The organism is Pseudomonas fluorescens (genome assembly GCF_902497875.1).
GTDB lineage: Bacteria > Pseudomonadota > Gammaproteobacteria > Pseudomonadales > Pseudomonadaceae > Aquipseudomonas > Aquipseudomonas fluorescens_BR.
In genome coordinates this window covers 113,409-125,405 of the sequence record NZ_CABVHY010000007.1, presented here as the reverse complement: position 1 = coordinate 125,405, position 11,997 = coordinate 113,409, and the positions used below count along the sequence as shown (strand labels likewise).

General features: G+C 58.1%; 12 protein-coding genes and 1 pseudogene. 6 read left to right on the top strand and 7 right to left on the bottom strand.

Translation table 11 applies throughout. The annotated features are described in order from the left end of the window. The first annotated feature begins 24 nt into the window (after positions 1-24). Positions 25-393 carry a PilZ domain-containing protein gene (locus tag F8N85_RS08865; protein WP_150803259.1) on the top strand — a complete coding sequence of 123 codons (369 nt, stop codon included), beginning with the start codon at positions 25-27 and terminating at the stop codon, positions 391-393. A gap of 24 nt (positions 394-417) precedes the next feature. On the opposite strand, the gene radA is transcribed toward F8N85_RS08865, so the two are convergent. After that, positions 418-1,785, bottom strand: a complete 1,368-nt coding sequence (gene radA, locus F8N85_RS08860) for a DNA repair protein RadA (protein ID WP_150641151.1) — start codon at positions 1,783-1,785, stop codon at positions 418-420. A gap of 699 nt (positions 1,786-2,484) precedes the next feature. On the opposite strand from radA, the gene mscL reads away from it, so the two are divergent. Further along, positions 2,485-2,898: a large-conductance mechanosensitive channel protein MscL gene (gene mscL, locus F8N85_RS08855; RefSeq protein WP_150803258.1), complete on the top strand. Its 414-nt coding sequence runs from the start codon at positions 2,485-2,487 to the stop codon at positions 2,896-2,898. Positions 2,899-2,944: 46 nt separating this feature from the next. On the opposite strand, the gene F8N85_RS08850 is transcribed toward mscL, so the two are convergent. After that, the gene (locus tag F8N85_RS08850; protein WP_150803257.1) at positions 2,945-3,721 is read right to left on the bottom strand and encodes a ferredoxin--NADP reductase; all 777 of its coding nucleotides are present in this window, start codon (positions 3,719-3,721) and stop codon (positions 2,945-2,947) included. A 430-nt stretch (positions 3,722-4,151) separates the two neighbouring features. Here F8N85_RS08850 and F8N85_RS08845 point away from each other — a divergent pair, with 430 nt between their 5' ends. Further along, the gene (locus tag F8N85_RS08845; protein ID WP_150803256.1) at positions 4,152-4,928 is read left to right on the top strand and encodes a helix-turn-helix transcriptional regulator; all 777 of its coding nucleotides are present in this window, start codon (positions 4,152-4,154) and stop codon (positions 4,926-4,928) included. A gap of 154 nt (positions 4,929-5,082) precedes the next feature. Then, a complete protein-coding gene (locus tag F8N85_RS08840) occupies positions 5,083-6,207 on the top strand; it encodes a methyltransferase (RefSeq protein WP_150803255.1) in 1,125 nt (374 codons plus the stop codon). A gap of 135 nt (positions 6,208-6,342) precedes the next feature. On the opposite strand, the gene F8N85_RS08835 is transcribed toward F8N85_RS08840, so the two are convergent. The 3 genes from F8N85_RS08835 to F8N85_RS08825 all read right to left on the bottom strand — a co-directional run bounded on the left by F8N85_RS08835 (position 6,343) and on the right by F8N85_RS08825 (position 9,096). Further along, positions 6,343-6,510 (bottom strand): DUF2474 domain-containing protein, encoded by a 168-nt coding sequence (locus F8N85_RS08835; protein ID WP_150803254.1) that lies wholly within the window; start codon positions 6,508-6,510, stop codon positions 6,343-6,345. A gap of 144 nt (positions 6,511-6,654) precedes the next feature. After that, positions 6,655-7,662, bottom strand: coding sequence for a cytochrome d ubiquinol oxidase subunit II (cydB, locus tag F8N85_RS08830; protein WP_150641157.1), 1,008 nt, complete (start codon positions 7,660-7,662; stop codon positions 6,655-6,657). A 3-nt stretch (positions 7,663-7,665) separates the two neighbouring features. Further along, positions 7,666-9,096 (bottom strand): cytochrome ubiquinol oxidase subunit I, encoded by a 1,431-nt coding sequence (locus tag F8N85_RS08825; RefSeq protein ID WP_150803253.1) that lies wholly within the window; start codon positions 9,094-9,096, stop codon positions 7,666-7,668. A gap of 387 nt (positions 9,097-9,483) precedes the next feature. Here F8N85_RS08825 and F8N85_RS08820 point away from each other — a divergent pair, with 387 nt between their 5' ends. Together F8N85_RS08820 and F8N85_RS34890 are read left to right on the top strand one after the other, a co-directional pair. Then, positions 9,484-10,722, top strand: coding sequence for an MFS transporter (locus tag F8N85_RS08820; protein ID WP_150803252.1), 1,239 nt, complete (start codon positions 9,484-9,486; stop codon positions 10,720-10,722). 31 nt (positions 10,723-10,753) lie between these two features. Beyond that, a pseudogene (locus F8N85_RS34890) lies at positions 10,754-10,876 on the top strand (addiction module antidote protein, HigA family); the annotation flags it as partial. 6 nt (positions 10,877-10,882) lie between these two features. On the opposite strand, the gene F8N85_RS08810 reads toward F8N85_RS34890, so the two are convergent. Beyond that, positions 10,883-11,434, bottom strand: a complete 552-nt coding sequence (locus F8N85_RS08810; RefSeq protein ID WP_150803251.1) for a DJ-1 family glyoxalase III — start codon at positions 11,432-11,434, stop codon at positions 10,883-10,885. 67 nt (positions 11,435-11,501) lie between these two features. Further along, on the bottom strand, positions 11,502-11,951 hold the full coding sequence (locus tag F8N85_RS08805) for a DUF4879 domain-containing protein (protein ID WP_150803250.1): 450 nt from the start codon (positions 11,949-11,951) through the stop codon (positions 11,502-11,504). Positions 11,952-11,997: the final 46 nt, after the last annotated feature.

Below are 11,997 nucleotides of genomic sequence, written 5' to 3'. Positions count from 1 at the left end.
AGCGCACATAAAGAGGATTGCGCCATGAGCGACCACACTGCAGATCGCCGCCGCTTCAAACGTTTTGCCTTCGACGCGAGGACTGAACTGAGCCAGGGTGAGCACCGCTGGCCGGTGCAGTTGATTGATCTGTCCCTCAAAGGTCTGCTGGTTAAACGCCCCGATCCCTGGACGGGTGATGAGACGCAACCTTTCGCAGCGGATATACATTTGAGCGACGACGTCGAAGTCAGGATGGACGTACAACTGACCCACGATGATCACGGCCAGCTGGGTTTCGTCTGCCTGCACATCAACCTTGAGTCAATCGAACACCTGCGAAGGCTGATTGAGTTGAATCTGGGGGATGTAGACGAGCTGGAGCGGGAACTGGGAGCGCTGATCGAAGTTTGATCACCACTCCAATTCGCCTGGTGTTTATGCGAACAACGCATCCAATGCCTGCTCGAGGCGTGTCACCGCAATAATTTCCAGCCCGGGCGGCGCCTCTTTCGGTGCATTGCCCTTGGGTACGATGGCCCGTTTAAAGCCGTGTTTGGCAGCTTCTTTCAGCCGTTCCTGACCGCTGGGCACTGGCCGTACCTCGCCAGACAGGCCCACTTCGCCAAATACCAGCAGATCATGGGGCAACGGCCGGTTGCGCAGGCTGGACATCACCGCCGCCATCAAAGCCAGGTCGGAAGCCGTTTCCAACACTTTGACTCCGCCGACCACGTTGAGGAAGACATCCTGATCGTGGGTCGGAATACCACCATGTCGATGCAGGACCGCCAAGAGCATGGCCAGTCGATTCTGGTCCAGGCCCAGGGTCACCCGACGCGGGTTGGCCAGGTGGCTATCGTCCACCAGAGCCTGGACTTCCACTAGCATCGGCCGGGTGCCTTCCCAGGTTGCCATCACCACACTGCCCGGCACTTCTTCCTGAGCTCGCGTGAGGAAAATCGCCGACGGGTTGGAGACTTCCTTCAACCCTTTGTCGGTCATGCCGAACACACCCAGTTCGTTGACTGCGCCGAAACGGTTTTTCACCGCCCGCAGCAGACGCAGACGACCATCCGATTCGCCTTCGAAATACAGCACGGTATCGACCATGTGCTCCAGCACTCGCGGCCCGGCCAGTGCGCCCTCTTTAGTGACATGACCGACCAGGAAAATCGCGGTACCGCTCTGTTTTGCATAGCGCACCAGCAACGCCGCACTTTCGCGCACCTGAGACACGCCACCCGGTGCCGACTGCAGTTGTTCGGTGAAGATTGTCTGGATCGAGTCGATCACCATGACTTTCGGCTTTTCTACCCGCGCCGTGGCAATGATGGTCTCGATGCAGGTTTCAGTCATGACCCGCAGCTTGTCCTGAGGCAGTCCCAGGCGACGGGCGCGCATGGCCACTTGCTGCTGGGATTCTTCACCGGTGACGTACAGCGCCGGCATACGTGCCGCGAGGCTGCACAAGGTCTGCAACAAAATGGTCGACTTGCCGATGCCCGGGTCGCCGCCGATCAGCACCACCGAGCCATCCACCAGACCACCGCCGAGTACTCGGTCGAGTTCACCGGACGCCGTGGAAAAGCGCGGAATCTCTTCGACGCTGACTTCGGCCAGGGTCTTGATCTGAGCCTGCTGCCCGGTCCAGCCGGTACGACCGCTGGGGGCCGCTGCGCCACCGCTTTCCACCATGGTTTCGGTCAGCGTGTTCCAGGCGCCGCACTCGCCGCACTGGCCACCCCACTTGGGAAAGGTTGCGCCGCACTCGGTGCAGCCGTACATGCGCTTTGCCTTGGCCATCGGAACTCCAACGAAAAACCGCGATGATAGCTCAGCTGGCGGCGATCAGTGCCTTTGACTGGCAACGCGTCGAACATTGGCAGTCAAACGGCAGCCAACTGGCCGCTGCCATGACAAAGTGCTCGGTTGATAGCGTCGGATACGGTTCAGCGCCACTCATCCAACTTTTTGTACATCCATATCAAGTATCTAAACGGATGAAAAACAAACTTCTACATGCATTGCCCCTTCAGAAGCTGGATGTATAAGTTTTAGCCCTGGACCAACATCCTGATAAAACTGGCGCCCCCATCAGTAGTCATATGCCAGCCGTACCCACTCTAAAAACTGGTACGGATTTTTGATTCAAGATAATTGACACCCTATAAACCGTTGCAACTAAACCTCTTGACGCACTTCACCTTTTATATAGACCCATCCAAACAGATAGAGCAATCGCCCTCCCTGAAATTCGAACACGTACGCGTTGTTTGGCGTATGGAATAGAAATCGAATTGCCTTAAATATACACGCCCGCGGCGAAGTCCCTGGCCTTGCTCGAATCCTTGAGGTTTCGATCACGCACGGAGCTGGAGCGCCTGGGGCCGCGCTTCATCGTGTAGCAGCACCGAATCGCGCAGTAAGTGGTTGTTTCGAGCAAGATGCGTATTGCTGATTTACACTGCACTCACCAACCTCATCTGTAACAAGGAATAACCTATGGGCGTGATCAGTGAGTTCAAGGCCTTCGCGGTCAAAGGTAACGTGGTCGACATGGCCGTTGGGATCATTATCGGCGCAGCCTTCGGCAAAATCGTTTCGTCATTTGTAGGCGATGTGGTGATGCCGCCCATTGGCCTGCTGATCGGCGGGGTGGACTTCAGTGATCTGGCAATCACCCTCAAGGCAGCCCAAGGCGAGGCACCCGCGGTGATGCTGGCCTACGGCAAATTCATCCAAAGCATGATCGACTTCATCATCGTCGCCCTTGCGATCTTCATGGGCGTCAAAGCCATCAATCGTCTGAAACGCGAAGAGGCCGTTGCGCCAACCCTGCCACCGGTTCCTACCAAGGAAGAGGAGTTGCTGGAGGAAATCCGCGACCTGCTCAAAGCGCAGAACAACAGGCCCTGAACGGGCTCTGTCGCCGTGGTAAACGGCGTCATTACGGCGCCGTCTCTTACCAGTAATTTTCCACCGCAACCTGCCCGGGCTTGCGGCTCAGGCTTAGCCGCATATCGCGCGCTTTAAGCAGGTTGCGCGTGTCATCGATCATTTGCGGGTTACCGCAGAGCATCACCCGCGAATGCTCGGCAGTCAGCTCCACGCCTGCGGCACGTTCCAATTCGCCATTTTCTATCATCCGGGTGATCCGCCCGTTCAACGCACCTGGGTGCTGCTCGCGGGTGACCGTCGCAATGAACTGCAGTTTATGTCCGTACTCTGCCAGGTACTCGCGCTGTGCCAGTCCGGCGATCAACTCCTGGTAGGCGAGTTCTCTTGCTTCGCGCGCACTGTAGACCAGGATGATTCGCTCGAATTTCTCCCAGACTTCGAAATCCTGAAGGATCGATAAAAATGGCGCAACGCCGGTACCTGTGGCCATCAACCACAGATCACGGCCGTCGGCAAAGCGATCAAGGGTCAGAAAACCGAACGCCTGCCGGTCGACCAGTAACGTATCGCCCTCGACCAAACGACTCAGCTCGCTGGTGAACTCGCCACCCGGCACCACGATGGAAAAGAACTCAAGAAACTCGTCATGCGGCGAAGAGACCATGGAATAGGCCCGCCAGACCACGCTGCCATCGGCCTTGCAAACGCCCAGACGCGCGAACTGCCCAGCCCGAAAGCGGAAGCCAGGATCTCGCGTGGTACGTAAAGTGAACAGGCCCGGGGTCAATGGTTGCACCTCGAGCAGGGTTTGCCGGGTGAATTTTTCGACGCTGGCGGTCATGAGGCGCTCCTGGGTCAGGTAGCTCAGTGTCTCGCAAAGCGTGGTAGATAAACACCGTAGTGTTTGTAGTGGCATTGCGGCCATCCCGTCGAATTCATTCAACCTGACGGAACCCATTTAAACCAAAACAATTAAATAACTATTCCGTTAGAGCGGAAAGCATCAGGACAGCTTCAACTAATACAATTATTCACAAATAATGACTTATTGCCATCAGCGCTCGATCGTATACCACCCAAACCCAAGCCTACATGCTAAATGATAAACACCATATCAAAAAAACCTGACTTTATTCACCTGCTTTAGAAGCAAACAAGAACGAAACATTCCATTTCAAGAAGAAAATATTTACTCTGAATACGTAGGACCTGTCCTACACTCGGATTTCAGATCCAATACCAGCACCCCAGAAGCACACATGGAGAGTCCTATGGAAATCTGGACGGAAGCCCAGCTTCGAAAGTTGAATCAAGAACATGATTTACAGGCCGTCTTTGAAATTGCCTTGAATTTGACTCGCGAAATAGGCTTTGAATTTTGTGCGTTCACCGTAAGCGCCCACTCGTATCAACAGCAGACGCAGGCCCTCAGAATCAACAATTACTCGAGCGACTGGAACAACAAATACGAAACGTCCAATTACGTGGCAATCGACCCGATTGTTCACCACTGCAATCAATCGGTCATCCCCATCGTCTGGAGCGACCAGGCCTTCGCCAACAGCCCTGCCTACTGGGAAGACGTGCAAACCCACGGGATGCGCCATGGCATTTCGCAGTCGGTGCATGACCCCCGCGGGGTCTGCAGCATGCTGAGCCTTTCGCGAAGCAGTAAGCCGATCAGTGGCAGCGAACTCTATGAGAAGGCCGCGCATATCATCTGGCTTTGCTTTGCCTTGCATCGTGCCGTTGTCGAACAGTTGCGGCGCGACTTTCCTTTTCGTCCCTCCGGAAATTTAACGCCCCGGGAAACCGAGGTTCTGAAATGGTCGGCCGAAGGCAAGACCGCCGCGGAAATCGCAAAAATCCTCAATCTCTCGGAACGGACTGTGAATTTCCATGTGAGTACCTCAATAAAAAAGATGGGGGTCAACAATAAGATCGCCGCAGTCGTACATGCGGTAATGAAGGGATTGCTTGACCCATACCCTACGACAGATACAGCCTTGTGGAGGCGCGCGTTGCAAACCGATAAAACCTGCAAGTAATTCAGAAGAAAAAAACGTACCATTTACCACCCTATCTGAGTGATGACGCGGGTTGCCCGGCACCGCGACGCAGTCCACTCGGACGATCCTGCAAGCATCCATGCCGCGCAGGTTCCTGCGGGACACCCCTTGATTACCCAGAGTCCCCCGCCCCATGCCCCTGCTCGAAAGCCCTTTCACCCAACTCGACCTGATCCGCCAGCCTGAACAACAGAACGAACCCTTGCAGGCCTTTGATGCAGCCGATGAATACCTGCTCAACTATCTGGCCGAGCAACAGCCGCCAGCGGATACCCGGGTATTGGTGCTCAACGACAGCTTTGGCGCTCTGGCTGCCAGCCTGGTCGGGCATGTGCAGGTCATCAGCAGCGGCGACTCGTTTCTGGCCAGCCAGGCGCTGGAGAAAAACCTGGTGCGCAACGGCCGGGCCTTCGACGCAGTGTCGTTCGTCCCCGCCAGCGAGATACCGGCCGGGCCGTTCGACCGGGTGTTGATCCGGGTGCCGAAAACCCTCGCATTGCTGGAAGAACAATTGATTCGCCTGCAGGACCAACTGGCTCCCGGTGCCCAAGTGATTGCCGGCGCCATGGTCAAGCACCTGCCCCGCGCCGCTGGCGATTTGCTGGAGCGTTACATCGGTCCGGTACAAGCATCGCTGGCGACGAAAAAAGCTCGCCTGCTGATCGCTACTCCTGAAAGCAAAAAGCCGAGCGTATCGCCCTACCCGACTCGTTACGCCCTGGACGAGCCTGCAATCGAATTGCTGAACCATGCCAATGTGTTCTGCCGCGAAGGGCTGGATATCGGCACGCGGGCGTTTCTCCCACATCTGCCGAAGAACCTTGGCAGCGCGCAGGTTGCGGATCTGGGCTGCGGTAACGGCGTGCTGGCCATCGCCAGTGCGCTGCAAAACCCTCAGGCCCGGTACACGCTGGTCGACGAGTCCTTCATGGCGGTGCAATCAGCGAGCGAAAACTGGCGCACGGCTCTGGGTGAGCGTGAAGTGATCGTCCGCGCGGGCGATGGCCTCGCAGGGCAAGAACCGCAATCCCTTGATGTGGTGCTGTGCAACCCGCCGTTTCACCAGCAACAGGTAGTCGGGGACTTCCTCGCCTGGCGGATGTTTCAGCAAGCCCGAGAAGCACTGGTGGTCGGCGGCGCACTGTATATCGTCGGCAATCGTCATCTGGGTTATCACAGCAAACTGGCGCGGCTGTTCCGTGGCGTCGAGCAAGTGGCAGCCACACCCAAGTTCGTGATTCTCAAAGCACGGAAGTAACCCCCCCTTCTCACGGCGTACACAATCGCGCAGCCAATCGTGTACACCCTGGAAATCAAAGAAAAAAAAACCCTCCGTCAGGAGGGTTATAAAGCCGTGCCGCAAGGCACGGGATGGGATTGGGTGTGGCGAATATCAGTGTGTGGTCAGGCCGGCGGCGTTCATGAACATGCGCATCAGGCCGGCAACAATGGCCAGGGCCAGTACACTGCCGGTCCAGATCACCGCCAGCCAGCCGAGTCGCTGCCACAGCGGCTTTTTCTCGGCCTGTTCGATTTCCTGCAAAGAATGTTTACCGGTCATTGCCTGGAATCCTCTTTGGGGTTCGGTGGTGCCTGCGAAGACGCTATCGCGAGCAAGGCTCGCATAGGGGCTGGCGATTTTCTGGCGGGTCTGGGGATGCCAGAGATCAAGATCAAAAGATCGCAGCCTATCGGCAGCTCCTGCCTAGTGATAACCGTCTTCGTGGGTGACCTTGCCACGGAACACATAGTAGCTCCAGAAGGTATACCCCAAAATGAACGGGATGATGAACAGCGTGCCGACCAGCATGAAACCCTGGCTTTGCGGCGGCGCGGCAGCGTCCCAAATCGAGATCGACGGCGGCACGATGTTCGGCCACAGGCTGATACCCAGACCACTGTAGCCGAGGAAGATCAGCACCAGGGTTAGCAGGAACGGCGTGTAATGGGCATTGCGGGCCACGGCGCGGACCAGACCGTACATGGTCACCAGCACCAGAATAGGTACCGGCAGGAACCAGAACAGGTTCGGCAGGGTAAACCAGCGAGCGGCGATCTCGGCATGGGCCAGCGGCGTCCAGATACTGACGATGCCGATCAGCGCCAGCACCACGAAGGCCAACGGTCGCGCCAGGTCATGCATCTGTTCCTGCAACTTGCCTTCGGTCTTCATGATCAGCCAAGTGCAGCCGAGCAAGGCATAAGCCACCACCAGCGCCGCGCCGCAGAACAGCGTGAAAGGCGTGAACCAGTCCAGCGAACCGCCGGCGAACTGGCGATTGACCACCGGAAAACCATCAATGAATGCCCCCAGCGCCACGCCCTGAAAGAAGGTCGCCGTGATGGAACCACCGATAAAGGCCTTGTCCCAGAGGTGGCGCTTGTCGTCCCTGGCCTTGAAGCGGAACTCGAACGCAACGCCGCGGAAGATCAGCCCGATCAGCATCAGTATCAACGGCAGGTAGAGCGCCGAGAGCACGACCGAGTAGGCCAGCGGGAACGCGCCAAAGAGTGCGGCACCGCCCAGCACCAGCCAGGTTTCATTACCGTCCCAGACCGGCGCGACGGTGTTCATCATTACGTCGCGGTCGCGCTTGCCCTTGATGAACGGGAAAAGAATCCCGATCCCCAGATCGAAGCCATCCATGACCACGTACATCATGATGCCGAAGATGATGATCACGGCCCAGATCAGCGGAAGATCAATACCCATGACTCAATTCCCCTTGTTCAGGCTGTCGCCGTGATTGCCATCATCCGCGGCGGAAAGCGGACGGGCCGGAGTACGTTTCTGGCCAGGACCACCGTGGCTCGGCTCGGCGCCCTCGTTGATCACCGGACCTTTGCGCACCAGTCGCATCATGTAACCCAGGCCCGCGCCAAACAGCGAGAAATACACCACGACGAATAGCACCAGGGTGATGCTCATCTGGGTAAAGCTATGCCCGGAGGAGGCGTCCGCCGTACGCATCAATCCGTAGATCACCCACGGCTGACGACCGATTTCGGTAGTGAACCAGCCAGCCAGGATCGCGATCAGCCCGGATGGCCCCATCCACAGCGCCAGATACAGGAACGGACGGGACGAGTAGAGGGCATCACGCTTGCGCAACCAAAGGCTCCACAAACCGGTGAAAATCATCAGCATACCGAGCCCGACCATAATCCGGAACGACCAGAAAACAATGGTCGAATTCGCTCGGTCCTCAGGTGGGAACTCCTTGAGCGCCGGTACTTGCTTGTCCAGCGAGTGGGTCAGAATCAGGCTGCCCAGGTAGGGTATTTCGACGGCAAAATGAGTCTTCTCGGCTTTCATGTCTGGCCAGCCGAACAGGATCAACGGGGTCGGTTCATCGCCGACATTCTCCCAGTGACCCTCGATCGCGGCGATTTTCGCCGGTTGATGCTTAAGGGTATTGAGGCCGTGGAAGTCACCGATCACCGCCTGGATCGGCGCCACGATCAGCGCCATCCACATCGCCATCGACAACATCGTGCGGATCGCCGGGTTGTCCCGACCGCGCAACAGATGCCAGGCCGCGGAAGAACCGACGAAGAAGGCGGTAGCGACGAAGGCCGCGGTGGACATGTGCAGCAGACGGTAGGGGAAGGACGGGTTGAAAATAACCGCCAGCCAGTCCACCGGAATCACCTGGCCATTGACGATTTCATAACCTTGCGGAGTCTGCATCCAGCTGTTGGAGGCGAGAATCCAGAAGGTCGAGATCAGCGTACCGATGGCCACCATGACGGTGGCGAAGAAGTGCAGTTTGCGCCCGACCTTGTTCCAGCCGAACAGCATCACTCCGAGGAAGCCTGCCTCCAGGAAGAACGCCGTCAGCACTTCATAAGTCAGCAGTGGCCCGGTGACCGAGCCGGCGAAATCGGAGAAGCGGCTCCAGTTAGTGCCGAACTGATAGGCCATGACCAGCCCGGACACCACGCCCATGCCGAAGTTGACAGCAAAGATCTTCGACCAGAAGTGATACAGGTCACGGTACGTATCGTTATGCGTCTTCAGCCACAGGCCTTCGAGCACCGCCAGGTAACTCGCCAGGCCAATGGTGATGGCCGGAAACAGGATGTGGAACGAAATGGTGAACGCGAACTGAATTCGGGCGAGATCAAGTGCCTCCAAACCGAACATAAGTCTTCCTCTGTCAGGTAATACCGGCTGCCGGCTGAAGGCCTGCACCCACTGCCCCCACGGATATGGAGTGCGGCGAATTCGAATTCGTTCTTTTTAAAACAGCACCACGCAGGGATTCTGGCCATCTGGCCGCCAGAGCTTTTCCGAAATGGAATTGATCTGGATCAAGCAACGCTCAAAGAGTAGTCCCATTTCCGGGCCTGGACTGTGTGGTCTTTTGTCGCGTGACAGGTTGCCTCACTCGGCACACTGCCCGTTATGGCGCCACAGAGATATCGCCATGGCCAAACTAGGTGTTTAGCTAACTAAATTGTCTGCAGCTGCAACTTCTGGTTACAGCTTGGTGATAATCTCGCCCTTCCCCCGGCCCAGACCTGTCTTCAGATGCCTAGCCAAACCCCGCTGCTGCTGCGCCATCACCGCCCTTTCATTGCGTTCTGGCTGGCTCGGGTGTTTACCGCCAGTGGTTTCCAGATGCTCACCGTGGCTATCGGCTGGAATCTCTACCAACTGACCGGCAGTGTCCTGGACCTCGGCTGGGTCGGGCTGGTGGAGTTCGCGCCACGGGTGCTGTTCATGCTCCATACCGGGCATGTGGCGGACCGTTATGACCGCCGTAAGGTCGCGGCTCTCTGCCAGTCCCTGCAAGCCTTGATCGCCCTGGCGCTGGTCATTGGCAGCGCCTCCGACAACGTCACTCGGGAAATGATCTTTATCCTCGCGTTCCTGCTGGGTGCCGCCCGCTCGTTCGAAATGCCGACGACTCAAGCCTTGCTGCCGACTATTGTCCCCAGCGCACTGTTCCCGCGAGCCGTTGCCGCGTCACAGTCGGCTCAGCAATCGGCGACCATCGTCGCGCCAGCCTTGGGCGGCTTGCTTTACGCCTTCGGCAGCGTCTGGGTCTACGGTCCGACGGTGATTTTGTACCTCATCGCCTGCCTGTTGATGCTCAACCTGCCGGCCCGGCAAACGCCGCTGAACAAAGGCAAGGCCACGCTCGATTCGTTGCTGGCCGGAATTCGCTTCATTCGCAGTCGTCCGGACATTCTCGGGGCGATTTCTCTGGACCTGTTTGCCGTACTGCTGGGCGGTGCGACAGCGTTGCTGCCGGTGTTCGCCAAAGACATCCTGCTCACCGGGCCCTGGGGGCTCGGATTGCTGCGCTCGGCTCCTGCGGTCGGCGCTTTGTTGATGTCGCTGTGGCTGGCGCGTTTCGCCGTGGAACGCCAGGTCGGGCGAATCATGTTCACCGCGGTCGGGGTATTCGGAGTCGCGACTATCGCCTTCGGCCTGTCGACCTCGTTCTGGTTCTCTCTCGCGGTGCTGGTGGTGCTGGGCGCGGCGGACATGATCAGCATGGTGATCCGCGCCTCCTTCGTGCAACTGGAAACCCCGGACGAGATGCGCGGCCGGGTCAGCGCCGTGAACGGATTGTTCATTGGCGCTTCAAACCAGTTGGGCGAGTTCGAATCCGGAGTGACCGCTCACTGGTTAGGCACCGTGCCGGCAGTGGTGCTCGGCGGGATCGGTACCCTGGTGGTCACCGGGGTGTGGATCAAGCTGTTCCCGACCCTGGCCAAGCGCGATCACATGCATGTGCCGGCCGAGGAAGCAAAAGCCTGACGCTGCTTGTCGAGGGTGATCGGAAGTCCCGCGTCTGGAACGTGCTGGTATTGGTAAGGCACGGACATGGCTGGGGGTTCAGGTCGACTACGACCTCTGGCAAGCCGAGCATCGCGAGCAGCCGGTTATCGAACCTATTGCTGTCCATGCCTGAACGCGGCTAAACCAGCAAATCCCCCGCCACCGCCGCCCGCTTGCCCTTGCCGCATAGTTGCTCCACCAGAGTCAAAGCCAACTCCAGCGTCGCCCCGGAGCCCTGGGCAGTGATGCAGTTACCGTCCACCACGATCGGCTGGTCGATGAAGGTGCAGCCGGACAAATAATGGCTGACCGTCGGCAGGCAGGTCATGCGTCGCTGGCGCAGAACGCCGTAAGTCTGCAAGGCCACTGCCGGAGCTTCGGCGATGCCGGCAAACAGGCGTCCGGCCGCCGCATGGTCCTTGACCAATTGCAGCAAGGGTTGATGGGCCGCCAGATGCTGCACGCCGACCATGCCTCCGGGCAATACGATCAGGTCGAAATGCTGTGCCAGCACATCCACCAGCATGCCGTCGGAGGTCACCCGGGTGCCGCGGGCGCAGGTGAGCATGCGCCGCGACTCGATGCTGGCCACTACCACTTCTATTTTTGCGCGGCGCAACACGTCGATCAGGGTCACGCTTTGCAGGTCGTCGATGCCTTCGGCGAGGGGGATCAGGGCTCTAAAGGTCATGGGCTAATTCCACACAATGATCGTTCAAGCTTAGTCAGCTTTCCCGACAAAGGTCCGGGCAGTGCGATTACTTGATGTAGATCTGCGCTGACAGCGTGTTTTGCGGTGGATTGATCGATGTGTTGCTAAAGGTAAAATGCCCTTGCTGCTTGCCGGCCAGATCGAAGACATAGAGATAGCCGACAATTTTCCCTGTTGAGGAGCACTCCACCAGATTATCGCTGGCGTTTGCGCAAACCCGTGTACGCGTACCATCCACGCCGAGCCCGTCCAGCGCAACCCGCGGTTGCCGTCCATAGCCCTGCTCCAGCACGTAGACCTTGATGTTTGGCCCCTGGTGATCGCAGCGCGTCTGCGCCTGGTCTTGCGCCACATCTTCAAAACCACAGGCCGGTGATTCGACCTTGAGAACCCTGACCTCAGTCAATGGCGCAGCCGAGGCCGCCAAAGCCGTTTGCACGCCCATCAGCAAGCACCCCAACAGTCCAAGGCCCACACTGCTCTTTGTGCAATACATATCTACCCCCAAAACCTGCGCGCAGTATGCCCCACTCCCGGCCATG